12 protein-coding genes are annotated in these 23,171 nt (G+C 33.5%); all 12 read left to right on the top strand.

Annotated features, from left to right (window positions below; all coding sequences use genetic code 11):
* The 12 genes from H510_RS0109930 (at position 1) to H510_RS0109875 (ending at position 22,921) form a co-directional block, all read left to right on the top strand.
* The gene (locus tag H510_RS0109930) at positions 1-1,545 is read left to right on the top strand and encodes a RagB/SusD family nutrient uptake outer membrane protein (RefSeq protein ID WP_026904188.1); all 1,545 of its coding nucleotides are present in this window, start codon (positions 1-3) and stop codon (positions 1,543-1,545) included.
* Between the two features lie 9 nt (positions 1,546-1,554).
* Positions 1,555-3,078, top strand: a complete 1,524-nt coding sequence (locus H510_RS0109925) for a CBM96 family carbohydrate-binding protein (RefSeq protein WP_081659249.1) — start codon at positions 1,555-1,557, stop codon at positions 3,076-3,078.
* A 441-nt stretch (positions 3,079-3,519) separates the two neighbouring features.
* The gene (locus H510_RS0109920) at positions 3,520-7,626 is read left to right on the top strand and encodes a hybrid sensor histidine kinase/response regulator transcription factor (protein ID WP_051291141.1); all 4,107 of its coding nucleotides are present in this window, start codon (positions 3,520-3,522) and stop codon (positions 7,624-7,626) included.
* 139 nt (positions 7,627-7,765) lie between these two features.
* Positions 7,766-9,061, top strand: coding sequence for a T9SS type A sorting domain-containing protein (locus H510_RS0109915; RefSeq protein WP_026904185.1), 1,296 nt, complete (start codon positions 7,766-7,768; stop codon positions 9,059-9,061).
* A gap of 50 nt (positions 9,062-9,111) precedes the next feature.
* Positions 9,112-10,371, top strand: a complete 1,260-nt coding sequence (locus tag H510_RS0109910) for a hypothetical protein (RefSeq protein WP_155977928.1) — start codon at positions 9,112-9,114, stop codon at positions 10,369-10,371.
* Positions 10,372-10,727: 356 nt separating this feature from the next.
* Positions 10,728-13,286, top strand: a complete 2,559-nt coding sequence (locus H510_RS0109905; protein ID WP_026904183.1) for a GH116 family glycosyl-hydrolase — start codon at positions 10,728-10,730, stop codon at positions 13,284-13,286.
* Positions 13,287-13,290: 4 nt separating this feature from the next.
* Positions 13,291-13,863 carry an RbsD/FucU domain-containing protein gene (locus H510_RS0109900; protein WP_026904182.1) on the top strand — a complete coding sequence of 191 codons (573 nt, stop codon included), beginning with the start codon at positions 13,291-13,293 and terminating at the stop codon, positions 13,861-13,863.
* Between the two features lie 513 nt (positions 13,864-14,376).
* Positions 14,377-15,939, top strand: a complete 1,563-nt coding sequence (locus H510_RS18630; RefSeq protein WP_036692514.1) for a sulfatase family protein — start codon at positions 14,377-14,379, stop codon at positions 15,937-15,939.
* Positions 15,940-16,122: 183 nt separating this feature from the next.
* Positions 16,123-19,005: a glycoside hydrolase family 2 protein gene (locus H510_RS0109890; protein ID WP_155977926.1), complete on the top strand. Its 2,883-nt coding sequence runs from the start codon at positions 16,123-16,125 to the stop codon at positions 19,003-19,005.
* Between the two features lies 1 nt (position 19,006).
* Positions 19,007-20,230 carry a hypothetical protein gene (locus tag H510_RS0109885; RefSeq protein ID WP_036692511.1) on the top strand — a complete coding sequence of 408 codons (1,224 nt, stop codon included), beginning with the start codon at positions 19,007-19,009 and terminating at the stop codon, positions 20,228-20,230.
* A 131-nt stretch (positions 20,231-20,361) separates the two neighbouring features.
* A complete protein-coding gene (locus tag H510_RS0109880) occupies positions 20,362-21,240 on the top strand; it encodes an ROK family protein (protein WP_026904179.1) in 879 nt (292 codons plus the stop codon).
* Between the two features lie 79 nt (positions 21,241-21,319).
* Positions 21,320-22,921, top strand: coding sequence for an MFS transporter (locus H510_RS0109875; RefSeq protein WP_036692508.1), 1,602 nt, complete (start codon positions 21,320-21,322; stop codon positions 22,919-22,921).
* Positions 22,922-23,171 lie beyond the last annotated feature (250 nt).

The following is a 23,171-nucleotide window of genomic DNA, read 5'->3' as shown; positions in this document are numbered from 1 at the left end:
ATGAAAAATATCATCAAACTTTTAACCGGATTAAGCTGTCTTTTAGCAGTTATTAGTTCATGTAAATCTGCTTTAGATCGTGACCCTTTAACAGAATATGCCTACGATAATTACTGGAATGAGCCTTCGCAAGCCAGTGCTGCCTTAAGTGGAGCTTATTTTAGGCTACAATCTACCTTAAATACAGAGTTTGTTTTATACGGAGAAGCCAGGGCAGATATGCTTGCCGTACCCAGAGAAGACAATGTAACCAACTTAGCACTTTTAGGAAATAGGTTAAACCCTGATTTAGCAATTACAGACTGGACCAACTTTTACAGAGTGATTAGCCAAGCTAATTTGATTGTTAAGAATGTAAAAGAAATGAGGGAAAGAGGTATATATGCCAACCAAACTACCGAGTATAATAGAGTTTTAGGTCAAGCTTTGGGCCTAAGAGCGTACTGTTATCTACTGATGACTAAAGTTTGGGGAGATGTCCCTTTAATTACCGAGCCTATATTAAATAATGGAGACATTAACTCTTTTAAAACCCCAAGAACAGAAGTTCTGAAAGTTTATACACAAATTGCGACAGATTTATTGCAGGCAAGGGATTTATTACCAGCATCTTATACTGATGCTAAAAGAACCAGAGCTACGCTAACCAAAGGAGGAATAGATGCAATTCTTACTGACTATTACATGTGGCGCAACAACGTTGATAGCGCATTAATTTTCTCCAGAAATATTCTAGATAATACCGCACAATACAGATTAGCAGCATTATATGATCCTACAATAGACTATTTAAGCAGGCCACAAGTAGACATTGATAATACGGAATATGCTAAAATGTTTATTGATGGATTTAGTCAGGAATCTATTTTTGAGATTGAATACAGCTTTGATGAGGGTACTACTTCTGGGTTATTAGCTTTATTTGCTGGTGGTGATGGTGTAGCCCAGTTTGTAGCCAATGCTAACTTTGCTTCTAAATTTTCATCAACAGATTTAAGGAATTTAACTAATTTTAGATCTAGCGTACAAATATTTAAACAATTTCCTAAAGGAACTTTTGATAGAAACACCCAAAACGACAAAAATGTAATATTGTACCGATTGGCAGATATCATGTTACTAAGAGCCGAAGCTTTTATTGCCAAAGGAGATAGAAATGCTGCTTGGAATTTACTTAAAAGAATTAGAGAAAGAACATTTGGACCTGTAGAAATACAAACTCCGAATTCAAATTCACCAACAGGTTATGTAATTAATAATCCAAATCCCAACAACAAATTTGATACTGGTCCAACGGGTAGTATTGAAATGGCTGCATTTATGGCACTTCCAAGAAATGCAGCAATTGATGTTATTTTAGAAGAAAGACAAAAAGAACTATGTTTTGAAGGCAAAAGGTGGTTTGATTTGGTAAGAACAGGTAAAGCAATATCAGTTATGGGACCAATAAATGGATTAAATAATCCGGAAAACATCCTATTTCCAATTAACTTAAATGTGATTAGGTTAAACCCATCGATAGAACAAAATAATTTTTACAAATAAAATCAAGAAATGATGAAGAAAATAACTTATCTAAAGATTTTTATCTGTACGGTAATACTCAGTATGAGCATCACCTCTTGTGAAAAATTTTCACTACTTAAAAATGAAAATGTAGAGCATATTTCAGCTGGTGTAAACCTTAAAACTAAGACTATATGGGAGTTTATATCAGAAAATAACTTTCATGAAAATGACCCTACCAAGATTGGTTTATTTGGTAAAGCCATACAACAGGCAGGTTTAAAAGATTTATTAAACGATACTAAAAAAAATCTTACTGTAATTATTCCTAATGATGATGTATTGCAAACCTTTATTACGGGCTTAGGCTATACTTTTGTAGAAGATGTACCTCCAATTATTCTAAAAAACATATTACTTAATGGTATTATTGAAGGCCGTGTAAGATCTTTTGACTTAGCAGCGGGCGTAAATTATTCATACCCTAGTTTAAGTAATGATAGTTTATATCTTACACGCTCTATAGCTACTGGGAATGAATATGTATTAACCGTTAATTCATCGCCAAATGCAAGCTCTGTCAACGCTAGCGTTAGAACTCAGAATCTAGAAATGATTAATGGAGTAGCGCATGTGGTAAACAGTTTCACTTATTATATAGCTAAAACAAATCCTCAAGATCAAGTAAATCCAGCAAATGTTTCTATTTTAACTGACACCATTTATGTGACCAAAGATACCTACCTTCAGAATGGAACTGCTAACAGGACATTAAACTATGGAAGTATACAAGACGTACAAACTAAATTGTTTGGTGCTACAGGTAATGCAGCAAGTTTTAGTAAGAGAACCTTAACCCAATATGCCGTTAGAGCGCCCCGTTTTAATGGTAGAATTGGAACTGTAAAGCTTGAAATGTATTTCAATACCATTCAAAATGCTACTACTATGAACTTTTTTGAAGACCAAAATATTGATTGGAATGAGAGTACAGTTAGCTGGGTCACTGCTCCAACTTTTGGTGCTATTGCTATTGGAAGTTTAAACTTAACTCAAGCCATGAGGAATACGTGGGCAAATATTGATATTACCTCTTTCTATAATGCAGCATTAACGCAAAATAAAACCTTTGTAAATATTGGTGGCGCTGTTGTTCAAGACCTAAATTCACATTTTCGCTCTAAAGAATTTAACAACGGAGCACTAAGATCTAGATTGATACTTAGCAGTCCACCAGTAAGTATTATTAGCCCAGCAGCAAATAATCCATTAGAAGTTCAGGTTTCAAACCCAGTTAAAGTATTGTCTTTAAATGAGCTTAAATTTCAAGGTACTGCTGATAAAAACATTTCTTATACGCTAACTCAAGCTCCTCAAAACGGATTCTTAGTTTTAAATGGTATCCCCTTACTGGTAAACTCTTCTTTTACACAAGAGCAGATAGCCAAAGGTGTAGTAAAGTACTTATACAATGGCACTGCTCCAATTACAGATACTGCAATTTTAGAGGCTAGAGATTTCCAAGGAGGTATATATAATCAGTTAGTTAACTTAACATTTAATATCAGATAATTATATCTGAAATATAGTTTTAGAGGCTGTCTCAAATCACCACTTTGTGTCAGGCTGAGCGGAGTCGAAGCCTTTTCTGAGTATATCAGAGAACATTTCGACTCCGCTCAATGTGACAAATATGATTTTTGAGACAGCCTCTTTTTTTATCTATGTAGAGATGACTGAAAGACATGATGATGCTATATTTTTGGTGGAATAAATAATTTCAACCATTTAAGAATTACACTGATATCCCTCATTGTAAAATAATTCAAACAAAAGAAATTAATACAAGCTAAACTTTAGCCGAGTCCATTTTTTTTATTAGTTTAGTACAAGCCAACATAAACGGGTAAAATATCATTGCTTTTTTTCTGTAGATTTTTAATAACAATCTGTGAGAGGATTACTTCTTCTTACAAAGATATTTTTAGACGTAAAATATCTATTGGCACTCTATTGCTGCTTTTTCTGCTACTCATACAACAGACTAGCTCTGCTCAGGTTAAATTCTTTAGCCAACAATTAGACAATAGTACAGGTTTATCTAACAGCTGTTTAAATTCCATCTATCAAGATTCTGATAAACTGATGTGGTTTGGAACTTGGGACGGCCTAAGTATGTACGATGGCTCCTCTTTTCACATATTTGAATACAGCCAAAGCAATACTAAAAAAAGTATCAGAAGCAATATAATTTATCAGATAAAGGAAGATAAAAACAAGAATATATGGATTGCAACAATTGAAGGCATATCTAAGTATGATAAGTTAACCGGGAATTTTGAACACTATTTTTATAGTAAAGACCTTAATGATAAGGTTATAAACAAGGGCTTTCTTTTAGCAAAGGATTTAGATGGAACTATTTACGGTATCCAGAAAACTGATTCGTTTGTTAACTATTACGATACCAAAACCTCTAACTTTAAGAGATGCTATTTACCTGAATTTAAGCAAGGGAAAATATCTAAAATTATAAGTGATCATTCTAATAGATTATGGATTGTTACCAGAGGCGGAGGTTTGCAGGCTTATCAAAAGCGAAACAATAAGTTTACCAAAATTAAAAATTTAAACCTGCCAGATGATGTAGTAGATGTTTATGATGTCAACAGCACTATATTTTATACTACCTCTAATAAACAACTGTTTAAAGCAAATGAGCAACTTAATTTTAAACAAGTAGCTGTTTTACCAAATGCTTTAAAAGCCATTACTTTCTTTAAAAACAACTATATCCTAGCTTGGTCTTCTAAAGGACTAGCTGAATATAATACTGATTTTAAGCCTTCTAATAATTTAGAAGATGAGCTGCAGCCTTTACAAAATACAAGAATTACTTCTTTATATGTAGGCACTCAAAACATACTTTGGATTGGTACTGATGGAAGTGGTGTAGTTAAAATTGCCGAAAAGCAAAATCATTTTGGTTTGGTAAAGCAATTGCCAGGAGGAGGAAAAATCAATACTCCTATTAGAGCCTTTAATGAAGTTGATCATCAATTATGGATTGGAACTAAAGGAAATGGTATCATCACCATAAGCAATTTGGGTAAACCTAATGCCTCTAGCAGTTCCATCAAAACGTTTTATTCTGTTTATGGCTTATTAGATAACTGTGTTTATTCTATCCAAAAAGGGAAAGATAATTTTGTTTATGTAGGTTCTGATGCATTAGGCGTTACCTTGTATGACCAGCAACAAAAAAAATGGTACACTTGGGACAAAATCTTAGAACATGATAAATACGACTCATTTAACTCTGTTCATAGTATTTTAATCGATAGAGACAGCTCTGTTTGGTTAGGATTAGAAACTTTTGGATTAATCCATGTTAAAATAAAAAGAAATAAGACTGGCTTACCTACCATCCAATACTTAAGAAAATATCCGTATACAGGTAATAGATTTGGACCTGGTAATAATGTGATTTATACTTTAGAGAACGGCAATAACAATCAGCTTTATGTTGGTTGTAGATATGGTGGATTGAGCATCTTTAACAAAAAAACAAAGACTTTTAGGACCATCAACGCCTTTTCTTATAAAAATAGTCTTTCAAATAATGATGTTCTGGCCTTATATAAAGATAAAACCAATAAACTTTGGATAGGCACCAGCTATGGACTGAATTATATTGAAGAAAAGGACTTAATTAAAGACAAGCCTGTTTTTAAGAAAATCACTAAAGAGAATGGTTTACCAAATAATACCGTTCATACCATTACGCAAGATAACGAAGGTTTTATTTGGGCAAGTACAAATAAAGGTTTGGTGAAGATTAATCCAAAATCTTTACAAATAGTAAGGTTTAAAGCAGCAGATGGCCTACAAAGTGATGAATTTAGTGATAACGCTGTTTGGAAAAACAGTGAAGGCTATCTGTTTTTTGGTGGGATTTATGGCTTTAATTATTTTCTCCCAAAGAATATAAAAACCAATAATTATCAGCCTAATTTGCTGCTTAGTGAAATTCAAATGGCTGGATTGTCAGAAGAAGTATCACAGTTTAACATTTTAAGTGCGAAAAATAATGCTCGTCCAAAAGAATATATTTTATCTCCGGGCGATAACTTTTTCGAGCTTAGAATTAAAGCAATAGATTATACAGGTTCTGAAAAATCTAATTATACCTATTTTTTAGAAGGAAATGATAAAGTGTGGCATTATTTAAGCCAAGACAATAAAATCACTTACAGTAATATTCCACCCGGTAATTATACCTTGAAATTAAAGTGGTCTAATGAAAGTGGCGTTTGGACTAACGAAGTTATAGCCTTTAACCTTCAAATAAAGCAATATTTTTGGCTTACATGGATAGCTTTTCTAGGCTATTTTGTTATAGCCGCATCAGGGCTTTATGTTTTTTATAGATATAGAAGAAATAAGGTGAAAATGCAATATGAGTTATCTATGGAGCACATGTTGAGAGAGAAAGACGAAGAAGTTCATCAAGAACAACTTAATTTCTTTACCAATATTGCTCATGAATTGCAAACGCCGTTAACACTTATATTGGGTTCTCTTGAACGCTATTTTCTTAAAGCAAAAACAGATACCAAACAAGGTCATAATTATTTTCTTTCCATTGTAAATCAACAGGCTTCTCGATTAAACTACTTGGTTTATCAGCTTTTAGAGTTTAGAAAAGCCGAAGCAGGGCATTTAAAAAACCATTATAGTTTTGTGAATATTAGTACACTTTTAACTAATATTTCTGAACTTTTTTTGCAGGTAAATGATCAAAACAAATTTCAATATAGTGCACAAATAGAACCTGATATAGAAATTTGGATAGATAAGGACAAGCTAGAGAAAATCATCTTTAATTTACTTTCAAACGCTTTTAAACATACTCTTGCAGGTAATACTATTCAATTTTCTGTAGTTAAAAATCTAGTAAATCAGCAATTAGAAATTAAGGTATCAAATTCTGGATATAATTTATCTGAAGAAGAATTATCTAATTTATTTGACAGATTTTTTGTTGCAGATGATACACAACAAAGCAAAATAAGCTCGGGAATTGGTTTAGCATTTACCAGAGAACTGGTTAACTTGTTAAACGGAGAAATAGCTGTTTCATCAAAAAATAATTGGATTTTTTTCACTGTACAATTACCGCTTAATTACATTCCTGCCGAGGAAGAGAAATTGAAGCACAGCAAAGATAGTTTAGATACACCATCTTACCTACTTACTTCTATGGCTATTGAACAAGATGGTACTGAAGATAAAATTATATTAGATAATAATAAACAAGCAATTCTAAATAGCGTTGAAAATCAAGAGAAGAAAAGTATTTTAATAATTGAGGATGAACCTTCAATCAGGTACCTATTAAAAGATGTTTTAAAAGATATTTACAATGTTTACGAGGCCGAGAATGGTAAAAAAGCATTAGATATTGTAAGAAAAATAATTCCTAACCTTATCATAAGTGATATTATGATGCCCGACATGAGTGGCTTAGAAGTTTGTAATATCATTAAAAACACCCCAGAAACATGCCACATACCATTTATCATTTTATCTGCCAGAGGAACTATTGATCAGCAAAATGAAGGTTATGAGGCTGGTGCCGATGCTTACCTCCCGAAACCATTTCATACAGAAAATTTATTATTAAGGGTTAGAAAATTATTGGAATATCAGCAAAGATTACATGATTTGTTTCATAAAGATCAATCTCCAATAAAAATTCCTGATGTTGGAATGAAACATAATGACAAAGAATTTTTAGAGCAAACCATCGCTTTGATAGAAGAGAAAATGGACGACGAAAGTTTAGATGCCGTTTATCTTGAAAATAAGCTAGGGATGAGCAAGGCCAACTTCTATAAAAAGCTCAAAGCTTTGTCTAATATGACACCTGGAGAATTAATTAAAAGTATTCGTTTACAACAAGCTTCTGAATTATTAAAAAATTCTGAGCTCACAGTTTTAGAAATATTTTATAAAACAGGCTTTAGCAACCTATCTTATTTCTACAGAGAATTCAAAAAGAAGTATAATTGCTCACCAGCAGAATATAGGGCAAACCACAAGTTACCGTTAAATTAACCCTCTTCTTGATGTTTTAGGACTAGTATATAATATTTAAATACTATAGTACAATAACTCATTTTAGGATAAACGTAAAATTGTATTCATTAAAAAACACTTTTTTTTAATATAAACCGTACCAATTAATCCTAAAAAAATGAAAAAAACTTTACTTATCTCTGCACTTGTATTCTATTTCGGAATAAAAGCTAATGCACAAACAACCTTATTTAGTCAGGATTTTAGTGCATCAAGTACGCTAACAGATTATGCTGATGGTTCAGCAGCTAACAAATTTACAGCTATATTTAGTGGTAATACCACTACTTCTACCCCATCAATAACCAATAATGCATTAAGAGTAGTTAAGACAACAGCGGGGTCTGCTAGTAATAATCCTTTTTATGCGATTCGTACCAGCGGATTTGGAAGTGCCAACATAGACTTAGTTCAATGTAAATTTAACTATACAGTTTCAAATGCTAGCCTTTTTCAAACTTCACCCAATGTGAATTTTTTAATTGGAAGCACAATAACAGGAGATGCTGTTGTTGGAACAAATTTTCATAGCAGAATAGCAATAACACACTCATCAACTACAGTAAATAGTTGGTTTGTATCAGGTAATGGGGCCACAACACCAGTGGGAACACTTTACACTGGAACTCAAACCATTACTCTTGTTGCGAACAATTCTGGTGCTTCAAAATCATATATTGCTCCTGATGGTTCAACAATAGCAACCGTTGGCGACGATAGATTTGATATTTGGGTTGGTAATAATTTAGAAGTAAATGAGGCGACTGCTTCTGCAACAGCATCCACTCTATCAAGTTTTAAATTTACCATACCTGGTCAAACGTTAGCTGGAACTTTTGACTTTGATGATATAACTATCACCTCATTACCTACCACTTTACCCATAAGTCTAACCTCTTTCAGTGCTAAAGCGGTTGATAAAAATGTTTTATTAAACTGGGAAACTGCTTCTGAGCAAGATAATGATTACTTTGAAGTATTGCGTTCTGCAGATGGTAAAAAATTTACGGCAGTAGCTAAAGTTGACGGTGCTGGCAATAGCACAAGCGTAAAAAACTATAGTTTAGTAGATGACAACCCATTTGCCGGAACTAATTATTACAAATTAATACAACATGATTTTGATGGTAAAACATCTGAATCAGAGGTGATTTCTGTAAATTCAAAAATTGCCGCCTCACAGCTTTCTGTTTACGCAAATCCGTCAGATGTAAAAATCACACTTTCATCAGCAAATAAAACAAAAGGTAAATTGCAGCTTTTTGATATCTCAGGAAGAAAATTAGCAGAAACCTTTGTTGAAGTAAATAAAGGCTACAATACGTTTTCTTTACCTGCTACACTTCAAAACGGAATACATATTTTAAGCTATAACACAGAAAGTGAAATCATTAACCAAAAGTTTCTGAAATAATGATTCTCTTACTTTCATAACAGCCTGATTATTAATTAAAATTAAACTTAATGAAACGAAATTATCTCATTAACAATAGCACACAATTACTTGCAACAGTAATGTTAGCAGTAACGATGGTATTATTCTCATGCAAGAAAATTGGCACTGAGGAAGAAAAAAAAGTAATTCTTAAAGATTTATTTGTTGAACGTGAGCCTTATAATTTCATACTAGGTACCCATGCTATTTCAGGAAGTTATAAATTAACAAACAGTAATGGCTTAATAGAGCAAGCTCAAAAAGTGAGAGAGATGGGCTCTAACATTCTTAAAATTTCTTTGGGTAAAAACTCTCCTGAAACTTACGGAATCAGAGAGACAATTGCTAGTAAAACTACATTAGATCTTTTTGCAAATAATGCAGCCTACAAAATAGCATGTGATTTGGATTTCAAATACATTTTCTTTTGGGTTCATACTTTAACAAATGTTGACTGGAAAAGCACTATTACGCGAGCAAATGAGAAAATTTTATATGATGAAATGTACAATTTTGCCACCTATATCCTTAATAGGTACAACAATTCAGGAAAAACATTTTTAATTGGAAACTGGGAAGGTGATTGGTTATTAATTCCTAATTACGACCGTAATGTAACACCATCTCCGGCTGTTTTAAACAATATGGCTAAGTGGTTTCAGATAAGACAAAAAGCTATTGATGATGCAAAGGCAGCAAGCACATCACAAAATGTTTATATGTATCATTATATAGAGGCTAATTTGGTTGAGAAAGGCATGAATGGTCAACCTTGCGTTGCACAATCGGTTATACCTCAGGTAAATGTAGATTTAATATCATATTCTAGTTATGAAGCTATCAAGGATAAAAGCTATGCTAGAAAAAAGACCGACTTAACTGCTATTTTTAATTATTTAGAATCAAAACTTCAACCTAAATCTGCACTCCCATTTTCTAGAAGAGTATTTATAGGAGAATACGGTTATCAGGCTGACGCATCAAGACCTGCTACTTTCCAACAACAATTTGATGAAAGCAAAGAAATCATGAAAATATCATTTGAGCTAAATATACCTTTTGCACTGCATTGGCAAATGTATAATAACGAGTATGATGATGTTACCAAAGCGTCTAAGCAGATGTCATTGATTAATGAACAAGGGGAAAAAACAAGGTTGTACCATTTGCATCAGAGTTTTTATCAACAAATGAATAATTATCTAAAGGAAGAAAAGCAAAAGAATAATGCCTATCCAACTTCAGAACAGTTTAGGACTAAAGCAATTGAAGTATTAGCTTCACTTTAGTTGTTTTTGAAACACCTTATATGAATAAATTTGATTTTAAAAACCTCCTTCTTTAAAGGATAATTAGTTTCTATAATTAAGTAATTAAGCCTGTTGTTCATTTAGAAATTAGAAGAAATAAGATTGTTAATAAGCTTAAAATATTTCAAAACTTATCTACTAAACATAGACAAAGGCAACATAAGGAAAAGAAATTCAGACTAGTTTTTTAAGCTCCTTGAATATCGTATCATCTGCGCCGATGGGAAAAAGGCCAGCATGACTGAATCTTGATTTTAAACTTACAGAAACTAGTTACAAACTACCAATGGTCTGATAAATTAATGGACTATTAGAAACCAATGATATATAATCAAATGAACATAAAGAGTCTTGTATCACTATTCATAATTTTTTACGGTCTACAACTTAGGGCTCAAGATAAAGACGACTGGCCTATTTTAAAGCATTACGACCAAAATCACCTCCTAAATATTGCACTTCCTTTAGGTGGTATTGGTACTGGTACGGTTTCTTTAGGAGGACGTGGAGAGCTGCGTGATTGGCAGATCATGAATAAGCCTGGGATTGGCTACAGCACTGTAACTGCCGGAAACAACGCTCCTTTCTTTGCTATTTTTATGCAGCCTGCCGGTGAAAAACCTGTCACTAGAGCGCTCATTGGCCCTTTTGCTGATACTGAATATCAGCATTACGAAGGCAGGCCCGTTAATCAGCATGGTTTCCCAAGATTTGCAAATGCGAGTTTTGATGCTTCTTATCCTGTAGGGATGGTTAACTTATCAGACCCTAATTTGCCATTAAAAGTTAAAATCATCGGGTTTAACCCTTTAGTTCCTGGAGATGCAGATGCAAGCGGACTTCCAATTGCTGTACTTACCTATCAGGTTACAAACTTAACATCAAAGCCTATGACAGTTTCTGTTTGTGGGTCTATGCGCAATTTTGTGGGAAGAGATGGCAGCAATTATCATCGTGATTGGAAAGGAGACTTTATTCCTGATGGTGCAAAACAAAACCAAAATACTTTTAAAGACAATGGAAAGTTTAGCGGTATTTATATGTACTCTGACAGTGTAAATAAAGCTGATCCTGCTTTTGGTACCATTGGTTTGCTAACCGATGAAAAATCTGGAGTAAGTTACCGTAGATCTTCTTTAGCCGACGGCTGGGTGGGGCTTTCTACTCTAGATTTCTGGGACGATTTTAGCGTAGATGGCGAACTAACCGACAAAATCAAATTAAATGATAATGATCCTATGGCATCTCTGGCGGTTAAAAAAGAGATAGCACCCAACAGTACCGAAACCTTTCAGTTTTATATCACTTGGAATTTCCCCAATAGATTTGCATGGTCAAAAACCGTTGTAGGTAATTATTACAGCACCAAATATGCAAATGCTTGGGATGTGGCAGAAAAAGTTATCCCACAAATCCCTACTTTAAAGCAAAAGACAAAGCTCTTTTTAAATGCATTTATCAATTCTTCCTTACCCTTAGTTGTAAAAGAAGCAGCACTTTTTAACCTCAGTACGCTACGTTCTCAAACTGTATTTAGGATAAAAGATGGACACATGATGGCATGGGAAGGTGTGATGGATGAATTTGGTTCTTGTAAAGGTTCCTGTACCCATGTATGGAACTATGAAGTAGCAACTCCTTTCCTTTATGGTGAATTGGCAAAAACTATGAGGGATGTAGAATTTAATTATGCCTCTAGAGATAATGGTTTTATGGCTTTTAGGGCAGATTTACCCTTATCAGAAGCATCTAAAGGCTCAATAGCCGCTGCCGATGGGCAAATGGGTACCATCATGAAGTTTTATAGAGAATGGCAGTTATCGGGTGATAACCAATTTTTGAAAGCTAATTGGCCTAAGGTAAAAAATGCCTTAGCTTTTGCTTGGGTAAAAGGTGGATGGGATGGTGATGTAGATGGTGTGATGGAAGGATGCCAGCATAATACCATGGATGTTGAGTATTATGGACCAAACCCACAAATGCAATTTTGGTATTTAGGAGCACTAAGGGCTGCGGAAGAAATGGCTAAATTTTTAAAAGATGATGCCTTTGCCAAAAAGTGTAATATGCTGTTTAAAAAAGGAAGCGCATGGACAGATGCAAACCTTTTCAATGGAGAATATTACATCCATAAAATTCAACTACCTACAACTGACATTTTTCCAGGACTAAGAGGCGGAGGTAAAATAGATATCAATAAAATGAAAAATCCGAACTTTCAGTTGGGTAAAGGCTGTCTGGTTGATCAGTTAGTTGGACAATACATGGCACATATCTGTGGATTGGGTTACCTAGCTCAAAAGGAGAATATCGATACCACGCTAAAATCAATTATGAAATATAATTATGTGGCAGATTTCTCTTCTACATTCAACAATATGCGCTCCTTCGTAATGGGCAATGAAAGCGGACTGATTATGGCGAGCTGGCCAAACGGACGAGAAAAAGTTCCTTTCCCTTATTTTGCTGAATCTATGACCGGTTTTGAATATACTGCTGCTGTTGGGATGATGTATGAAGGCCAAATGGATAATGCACTAAAATGTATTACGAGTATCAGAGATAGATTTGACGGAAGAAAAAGAAATCCTTACGATGAGCCAGAATGTGGTCACCACTATGGTAGAGCCATGGCTAGCTGGGCCTCAATTCTAGCGCTAAGCGGTTTTCAGTACTCTGGAGTAAAAGGCAGTATTTCATTCACCTCAACTCCTGGGAATTATTTTTGGAGTAATGGGTATGCTTGGGGTACTTGTAAAGTAGAGAATAAAAAAGCGGTATTAACTGTTTTAAATGGTACGCTTTCATTCTCAAAATTCAGTTTAGGCAATATATCAACGAAAGTAAAGCCCACTATATTGAAAGCTGGTGAGCAAAAAGAAATTAATTTATAATTTGATGAGAACGTTAAAATATTTATTAGCCCTTTTACTGATAATTAGTTGCGCTATTGCTTGTAAAAATGAAGCTTCAAAAATAGAGGAATCAACTTCTGAATCATGGAAATTAGAATTTAAAAAGAAGCTTTCAGAATACGGCCATAGAAATTGGATTTTAATTGTTGATAAAGCTTTTCCCTTGCAAAATTCTACCGGTATTGTTACCATTGATACCCACCAAGACTTGCTAAAAGTACTTGATTATACTTTAAGTCAAATAGATAGTTCATCCCATGTAAAACCTCTAATCTATACAGATAAAGAGCTCAACTATATTAGCAAAGAACAAGTTGAAAATATAGGTGATTACCGAGCTGCCTTATTAAAAAGTATTGGGAAGTATCAGCCCCAAAGCATGCTGCATGACTCTGTTTTTGTGAATATAGATAAAGCTTCAAAATTGTTTAAGGTGCTTGTTTTAAAAACAGATGAGGTAATACCCTATTCTTCGGTATTTATACAATTGGACTGTAAATACTGGACCACTGAAAAAGAGAATAATTTAAGAACTAATATGAGATTTCATCCTTAAGACCTGAAACAGAAAGAATTGGTTAGATATTTTTAAAAATTTTGAGGGCAATTGTATTTTTCCATTAGAGAAGGACTTTTAATGCCGCTTTTAATTAGAATCTGGTTTGTATAAAATATTTCTAAACTTAAGTAAGCATAATATAGTCCTCAATCAAATTGATGATTGTTAAACAGTAACTTATCCTCTACTAAGATATTTATTTATGCCTTTGCTTAACCCTTTCTGATTGGGAATTAAAGTTCATGATGTAGTTACTTAAGGATTATAGTTTTAGGACTCATATATAACTTTTAGATACTATAGTACAATCATTCACTTGAGGATAAACGTAAAATTGTTCTTATTAAAATGATTGAGTGAAGAATTTTATGATAGAAAATTAAGATCAAAAATTATAAACATTTAGTCTCTGCATTTTCTAAAGCCCATTATAAATTAAAATAGTAACCTATTATTCAGTTATTCTATTCATTTAAATATCAAATGATAGAAAATTTTTAAACGAAAAATATGAAACACTTAAGAATTAAACTGTTTTACATTGCCTTATTAATTATTCAGTTCAAAATTGTAAACGGGCAATCTGCAGCTGTACAACAAAAGGATGGCTCATTAAAACTGATTAAAAACTCGGGAGTAAAACCAAGAAATATTGTTTTTATTTTAACAGATGATCATCGCTTTGATGCTTTAGGATTTTTAAAAGCTCAATCATTTATTAAAACTCCTCATCTTGATTTTCTTGCTTCAAATGGTGCTTATTTGCCTAATGCATTTGTTACCACCTCGTTATGTTCGCCATCCAGAGCATCAATTTTAACTGGTATTTACGCACATAAACATAAAGTAGTAGACAATAACAACCCGGTATCTAAAGACTTAGTTTTTTATCCTCAGTATTTACAAAAAATAGGTTATCAAACTGCAATGATTGGTAAGTGGCACATGGGCGGAGAATTTGATGGCCCGCAAAGAGGTTTTGATTATTGGGTTTCCTTTAAAGGACAAGGTTCTTATTTACCAGAAAAAAATGGATTAAATGTAAATGGTAATCGTGTTAAACAAAAAGGATATATTACTACAGAGTTAACCGATTATGCTTTAGAATTTTTAGATAAAAGAGATGCTAAAAAGCCTTTTATGCTTTATTTATCGCATAAAGGAGTGCATGCAGATTTTATTCCAGAGGATAAGTACAAAGGAATGTCTGGCGATTTAGCCTTTAATCCACCGCTTAACATGAATGTTGGCACACACCAAGGTGCACCCATGTGGTTACAAAATCAACGTAATTCTTGGCATGGTGTAGAATATCCATATCACAGCAACTTAAATATTGGAGAGTATTATAAAAGATATGCAGAAACGCTTTATAGTGTAGATGAGTCTGTTGGTAGAGTAATCGAATATTTAAAGAAGCAGAATTTACTAGAGTCTACCCTAATTATTTATATGGGAGATAATGGATTCCAATTTGGCGAACACGGACTTATTGATAAACGTGTAGCTTACGAAGCATCTATGCGAGTGCCCATGCTGGCTTATTGTCCAGAAATGATTAAACCAGGAACTGTGGTAAAACAAGTAGTTGCAAATATTGATGTAGCATCTACTTTTTTAGAAGCAGCTGGTTTAAAATCCCCTAGCTATATGGATGGAAAAAGCTTTTTACCTTTCTTAAAAGGAGAAGATCAACCTTGGAGAAATGGTTTATTGTATGAGTATTACTGGGAACGCAATTACCCTCAAACACCTACCATTCATGCGCTAAGAGGTGAGCGTTATAAGTATATACACTATACCGGAATTTGGGATACTGATGAGTTATACGATTTGATTGATGACCCATTAGAGACTAAAAACCTCATTAGAAATCCCAAATACAAATCAATTGTGAAAGAGATGAATACCGAGCTGTTTAAGCAATTAACAGAAACAGGAGGCATGTTTATTCCGCTAAATCCCGATAGAGGAGGTCAAAGTATTCTAAGATATGAGTTTGGTTCGCCAGCAGCACAATTTCCCTCATATCTCAAGAGAGAAAAAACAGAGGCTCCGGGAGCACAGCATTAAAATTTTATCTAAAACAAAAGTCGGTCTGGATTTAAAAGAACGACTTTTCAAGACAATGTCAATCATTTTATGTGATGCAAATTTTGATTAGTATATAACCTAAAAATTAAACCTTATTGATGTTTTTAAAGAGGACTGAAACAGTGTCTCTCTAAAGTTTTTAATATAATTTCCCCAAACACCATGTTAAAAGACAACTTTTTTAAATTAAAAAAAACAACTATTTCTAGTTGTTTAATGTTTGCTTTTTCGGTTGCAGTAGCTCAAGACAAAATAAATTATGGTTTGTCTCAGCCACAAGATCCTGCAACGCTCCCTAAATCTAAGGTGCCTATTGTTTTTCCTCAAAAGAAAGATAAAATAAATGCGGTTACTGTTTTAAAACCCTTAAACCATAACGAGTTTGAAATTACAGGTGGTTGGGAAATGATACAGGCATCAGAAATTAATGGTTCTGGCGAGTATGTTTCTAACCCAAGTTTAAGTACACCAAAATGGTATAATGCAACCGTACCTGGTACTGTTTTAACAACCTTAGTGAATCAAGGTGTTTATCCAGACCCTTACTTTGGTTTAAACAACTTGGCTATTCCGGAAGATTTATCAAGACAAAATTGGTGGTACAGAACTACTTTTAAAACTCCAGACCTAAGCAATAAAAAGAAGGTTTTATTGGTTTTTAATGGCATTAATTATCAAGCCGATATTTGGATAAACGGTAAGTTATTGGGAAAAATTAATGGTGCTTTTAAAACAGGAAGCTATGATATTACCAAATATTTAAAAACTACTGGAGAAAATGCAATTGCAGTAAGAATTATTCCACCGCAAAACCCTGGTATTCCTCATGAAGAATCTCCTACAGCTGGTCGTGGTCCAAACGGAGGTCTTTTAACTTTAGATGGTCCTACTTTTATTGCATCAGAAGGTTGGGATTGGATGCCAGGTATTAGAGATAGAAATATTGGTATTTGGCAAGATGTAAGACTTAAATTAGTTGATGAGGTAACTATTTTAAACCCTCACATCGTAACAGATTTACCACTTCCTGATACTACAAAAGCTAATGTTTTTATCAGTACGGAGCTTGTAAACCAATCAAAAACGAACCAAAAAGTTGTTATAACCGGTAAAATCGGAGAAATAAAATTCTCGCAAGAGCTTGAATTAAAAGCTGATGAAACTAAAAAAGTTTCTTTTTCACCAGATCAATTTCCACAATTAAAAATGAAGAACCCACGTTTGTGGTGGCCAAATGGTTATGGTAAGCCAGAGTTATATCAATTAAACTTAACTGTTGCCATTAACGGCAAAATTTCTGATGAAAAATCAGTTCGGTTTGGAGTAAGAGAATATACTTATGATTTAACGGTTGATATGCCATCAGAACCAGCAAAAAGAGTTGAATTGAATCCTATTACCGCCTTTAAATCGGGTCAACCCATTTTTGATAATGCTAATAGAAGAGAATTAGTTAGACGAGTTTCTATTCCTTCTTTATTGCCAAACGTAAACCCAAACCTTTTACAACCAAGCTCTGAAACTAGTACAGCTCCATTTTTAGTATTAAAGGTAAACGGGCAAAAAATTTATTGCAAAGGTGGAAACTGGGGGATGGATGATGCCATGAAGAGAGTGTCTAGAGCACAGTTAGAACCTGCTTTTAAGCTACACAAAGACGCTAATTTTAACATGATTAGAAACTGGACTGGTGAAAGTACAGAAGAAGTATTCTTTGATTTATGTGATGAATATGGAATGTTAGTGTGGAACGACTTCTGGATCTCTACTCAAGGTTATAACCTAGATGTATCGGATGAAAATTTGTTTATGGATAATGCCATTGATGTGGTTAAACGTTATAGAAACCACGCCTCCATTGCTATTTGGTGTCCAAGAAACGAAGGTTATGCTCCTAAAGAATTAGATTTAAAATTGGCTACTTTAATAGCTCAAGAAGACGGAACTCGTTTATATCAAGGGAACTCAAGATCGCTAAATTTAAGAAATAGCGGCCCATGGGATTTTCAGAAACATCCCATGATTTATTTTAACAAAATTGCTGATGGATTTAGTACCGAATTAGGGACTCCGTCTATTCCTACAGCAGCTTCTATGCGTAAAATGATGGCAAAAGAAGATGTTTGGCCTATTAGTGATGTATGGTACTATCACGATTTACATTTCGGGCAAAAACCATATCTTAAAACAATTGATTCACTGTATGGACCTTCTGCAAGTTTAGAAGATTTCACTAAAAAAGCGCAAATGGTGAATTACGATAGCCACAGATATATGTTTGAAGCTTGGAATAGTAAATTATGGAATAACACTAGCGGTTTATTACTTTGGATGACTCATCCAGCATGGCCAAGTATGATTTGGCAAGTTTATTCATGGGATTTTGAAACTTTTGGGTCTTACTTTGCCTCTCAAAAAGCTTGTGAACCTATACATGTTCAAATGAATTTAAATGATAATCAGGTTGTAGTTGTAAATACATCTTTAAGATCTATACAAAATGCGGTAGTAACTTTAGAGGTATTTGACTTAAAAGGTAAATCAATCTTTACACAAAAAGCAGATTTAAATATCTTAAGTAATCAATTAAATAAAGCATTTAAAGCTACATTACCAGCTGATTTACCAAACAATTACTTGGTTAGATTAATTTTAAAAGATAAAAATGGTAATATTATATCTGATAATGATTACTGGAAAAACAATAAAAATGTTGGCAATTTTCTGGCTTTTAACGATTTAGAAAGCGCAAAACTAGGAATTAACGTTACAAGTACTAAGAAGGCAGAATCTTCAGAAACTTATTTTAACATCACTAATAAATCATCAGTTCCGGCAATTGCTATCAAGTTAAATCTTAAAGATTACCAGACTAAAGAGATTATCTTACCTGCTTATTTCTCTGATGGATATTTTAATTTATTACCTGGCGAAAGTCGTAAAATTAAAGTTGAGTATCCAAATCAAAATAAAGAGGTAGAAATTGCGGTGGATGGCTATAACATCCAAAACACAAATAATATTAAAATTGCTTCAACTAATTAAGATGACCGGATTTACAAAGAAAATATTAGCCCTGTATTGCTGTTTTTTAACTTGCAACGCAATAGCTCAAGACAAAGCGAAACTAAGTGATGCAGCTATTTTAAGTATTATTGAAAAAAATAAACCCTTAAAAGGTGCATTAATCCCAGAAGATATTAAACATAGGATAGGCGCAACCCACGTTGGAGGTAAATACTTTCATACTACAGAACCCTTTTTGGTAGAGGGGGCAAAAAAATTAGATAGTTTAGGTTTTGGCGTTTGTAAGCTATGGTTTTATAAAGATCCTAAAGGATATCAATACAATTCTAATTGGAATTTACCTGCTGAGTTTAGTTTAACTCAATTAGCAGAACATCCATATTACCAACAAGCATTTAATTTACCATTCTCTACTTTCATTTTAAGTACAAAAGGATCTGTTAAAAACATGATCAATGCTAAAGAAGAGGAGCTAAAAATTGAAGAGCAAGAGTATTATGAGCTAGCTAAATATTTCTTAAAAAAATATAAAGATAGATCAGTAAGTTTTGTATTTCAGAATTGGGAGGGCGATTGGATTCTTAGGGGTGGTGTTTCAGCGAAAATAAAATGGGATAAAGATAATTTACCAGCAAATCTTGACCAAAGGATAAAGAGTATGCAAAATATCTTTAAAGCAAGACAAGACGGAGTAAACAAAGCTCGCTCTGAGGTAAAGAATACAAAATGTAAGGTTTATCATGCTATAGAAGTTAACAAGGTAATGGAGGCTATGAATGGTATTCCGAGCTTGGCTACACATGTATTACCTTTTGTTGAAACAGATATGGTTGCTTGGTCTGCTTATGATGCAACAGCGCCTGACCCTACTGGTACGAGGTTATACAAAGGAGTATCATTTTTAAAAGAGCAAATGAAACCTACTGCTTACATAAAGCAGCCAACTGTATTTTTAGGAGAAATTGGTATCCCAGAAATGTTAACTAAAAGAAAACCTCAAGAAGTTAAAGATTCTTGGGATAATTATTTAGCAGTATGCTTAGCACTAAATGTTAAGTATCTGGTGCAATGGGAGCTTTACTGTAATGAGAATGCAACAGATAAAAAAATTATGCAACCTCAGTTTACCAGAAATGAAGCAGATTTAAAAGGCCTTTGGCTGATTAAACCAGATGGAACCATAGGGCTGGCGATGACTTATTTTGATCAGATTCTAAAAAATGCTGGAAAAAAATTAAAATAGTAAAGTAATTATCGTTTTCATGCTTATTATTTAATATTAATTTCAATCTTGCATACAGTTAGAGCTTATGTTCTATTAAACATTGCTCTAAAAACCTAAATTATAAAATTGTCTTTTTGATTTTTAACCAAATGGAAAGTACATCCCATATCGTGATGAGTGCAGATGTTGGTGGTTCTCATATAACCACAGCGCTTGTAAACATTACGCAACAAAGCCTTCTTCAGGAAACCTTAATCAGAGAAAGAGTAAACCCGCAGGGCACTCCAGAAGAAATTATTGATAACTGGAGTAGTTGTATTATCAGAACCCTCAAGGGCTACGAAGATGAAGTTCAACATTTTGGTATTGCTATGCCTGGTCCTTTTGATTATGAAAAAGGTATTTCAAAAATTAATAATGTATCTAAATTTAATTCGCTTTATGGTTTGAATGTGAAGGAAATGCTTGCCCATAAATTAGGAATAACAACTTCACAAATAAAAATGATGAACGATGCTGGTTGCTTTTTACAAGGTGAAGTTTATGCAGGTTCGGCAAAAGGATTTAACCATGTTATTGGATTAACATTAGGAACAGGTTTAGGAACAGCCCGTTACTATGATGGTGTTGGCGATGATGCTAATTTATGGTGCATGCCTTTCAAAAATTCTATTGCCGAAGATTATATTTCTACTAGGTGGTTTGTAAATAAGTATCAAGAATTGAGCGGCTTATCCATAAAAGATGTTAAAGCGTTAGCTGAAATTTATGAGACCGATGAATTTGCAAAGTCAATCTTTAAAGAATTTGGACTTAATCTGGCTTTGTTTATTGAAGAATTTATCAAAATAGATAATCCCGAAGTAATTATCATTGGAGGTAATATTGCAAACGCTTTTCATTTATTTAAAGGTGAAATGATGAATCACCTTAACCAATCAAATATGAACACAAGTATTCATCTTTCAAAACTAAACGAGGTAGCGGCTTTATTGGGCGCAGCTAATTTGTGGGCCAATAAAAATTAACCCAGTATTAAAAGTAAAATAGCGTAATTTAGAATAAAACGACTTATAAAAACATAATTATAAACTACAAATAACAAGTATGAGCGAACAAAAGAATTATAATTCGGCCCTATACACCCTTATAACAGTATTTTTTTTCTGGGGTTTTGTAGCCGCATCAAATGGTATATTTATTCCATTTTGTAAGACCCATTTTAATTTAACCCAATTTGAATCTCAATTAATTGACTTTACTTTTTATGGAGGTTACTTTATAGGGTCGCTAATCTTGTACTATGCTTCTCAAATTTTGAAGGTGGATTTATTAAATAAAATTGGTTTCAAAAATGGAATCATTTATGGCTTAGTCATTTCAGCTATTGGCGCATTATTAATGATTCCTGCAGTTAATTCAGGTTCTTTTGCCTTTATACTTACTACTTTTTTCATTATTGCCATTGGTTTTTCATTACAACAAACTGCAGCAAACCCTTTTGCTGTGGCCTTAGGAACCCCCGAAACCGGAGCTGATAGATTAAACTTAGCAGGAGGAGTTAATAATTTTGGTTCTATCTTAGGGCCAATCATCGTAAGTTTAGTACTTTTTGGTAGTGCTGCAAATGCGAGTCCTAAAGCAGTAGAAATTGGCGCCATCAATAATCTATACTACATCTTAGCAGGCTTATTTATCGCGGTAGCAATATTCTTCTCTGTATCAAAACTACCTAAGGTTACCAGCGATGAACAAATTGAAGCCAGCAAAAAGACCAATCTTCCTTTGTTGATAATGTTTATTGCTTTCTTATTGATATTGTTCTCAGATTCATTAGAAGCTTTAACTAGTATATCTACACCCATATTTGTATATACATCATTAGTTATTATAGTTTTTACTTTAGTATTAGCTTCATCAGCAGCTAAAAAAAGCCCAGAAGGATGGGGAGCCATGAAATATCCACAGTTAGTTTTAGGGATGCTAGCTATCTTTACTTATGTTGGGGTAGAAGTAAGCATTCAAAGTAATATGGGAGCTCTATTAGTACTACCCGAGTTTGGAGGTTATAACGATGCCTCAATTTCTCCTTTTATTTCATTGTATTGGGGTAGTTTAATGATTGGTCGTTGGACAGGTGCCGTAAGCGCTTTCAAACTCAGTTTAACTGCCAAACGGATATTAACCATTGTTGTACCCTTTATTGCTTTTGGTATAATATTATTTTTCAATCATATTTCGGGTACAGATATTAGCCAAATGTACATTTATGCAGTATTTGTTCTGGTATTGATTGCTGCTTTCTTTTACGGACAAGAAAAGCCAGCCAAAACGTTAGCCATATTCTCGGCTCTAGGTGTTATTGCAATGGTAATTGGTTTACTAAGCGAAGGTAAAATAGCCATTTATGCTTTTATAAGCGGAGGCTTGTGTTGCTCTATTATGTGGCCATGTATTTTTTCTTTAGCGATAACAGGTTTAGGAAAATATACTAGTCAAGGTTCTTCTTTTTTAATCATGATGATATTAGGAGGAGCAATTATTCCTCCAGTGCAAGGTATTTTAGCGGATGGTAGCGGAATACATTTCTCTTACATTGTTCCGGTATTGTGTTTTGTATACTTACTTTTCTTCGCTTGGAAAGTATCTAACGAATTAAAAAAGCAAGGTTTTGATGTCAATAAAATAGAAGCCGAAGGTGGACATTAAATTTAAAGTAACCCTTTATTAAAAAAATGAGATCGAGATTTAGCCACAGCTGTTAATCATGATCACTCAACATATCATCTAAGCGGAGTTTAAGTATAATAACACTTTGACTTCGCTTTTTTCCTTAATATATCTTATATAATCCCCTAGGAAAAACGCACTATAGTATTACAGGTTATAAAATTGAAATAATATCGAATTCATCATCTTTAAAATGGATTTATCTGAAAATATAAAAACACATATTTTC

This window comes from Pedobacter glucosidilyticus DSM 23534, assembly GCF_000425145.1.
GTDB lineage: Bacteria > Bacteroidota > Bacteroidia > Sphingobacteriales > Sphingobacteriaceae > Pseudopedobacter > Pseudopedobacter glucosidilyticus.
Note: the sequence above shows the minus strand (reverse complement) of the source record. Positions and strands in the feature narration are given on the sequence as shown.

Coding starts and splice junctions, on each gene's coding strand:
- H510_RS0109930 (WP_026904188.1), top strand. CDS start 1: ATGAAAAATATCATCAAACTTTTAACCGGATTAAGCTGTCTTTTAGCA.
- H510_RS0109925 (WP_081659249.1), top strand. CDS start 1,555: ATGATGAAGAAAATAACTTATCTAAAGATTTTTATCTGTACGGTAATA.
- H510_RS0109915 (WP_026904185.1), top strand. CDS start 7,766: ATGAAAAAAACTTTACTTATCTCTGCACTTGTATTCTATTTCGGAATA.
- H510_RS0109910 (WP_155977928.1), top strand. CDS start 9,112: ATGAAACGAAATTATCTCATTAACAATAGCACACAATTACTTGCAACA.
- H510_RS0109905 (WP_026904183.1), top strand. CDS start 10,728: ATGAACATAAAGAGTCTTGTATCACTATTCATAATTTTTTACGGTCTA.
- H510_RS0109900 (WP_026904182.1), top strand. CDS start 13,291: ATGAGAACGTTAAAATATTTATTAGCCCTTTTACTGATAATTAGTTGC.
- H510_RS18630 (WP_036692514.1), top strand. CDS start 14,377: ATGAAACACTTAAGAATTAAACTGTTTTACATTGCCTTATTAATTATT.
- H510_RS0109890 (WP_155977926.1), top strand. CDS start 16,123: ATGTTAAAAGACAACTTTTTTAAATTAAAAAAAACAACTATTTCTAGT.
- H510_RS0109885 (WP_036692511.1), top strand. CDS start 19,007: ATGACCGGATTTACAAAGAAAATATTAGCCCTGTATTGCTGTTTTTTA.
- H510_RS0109880 (WP_026904179.1), top strand. CDS start 20,362: ATGGAAAGTACATCCCATATCGTGATGAGTGCAGATGTTGGTGGTTCT.
- H510_RS0109875 (WP_036692508.1), top strand. CDS start 21,320: ATGAGCGAACAAAAGAATTATAATTCGGCCCTATACACCCTTATAACA.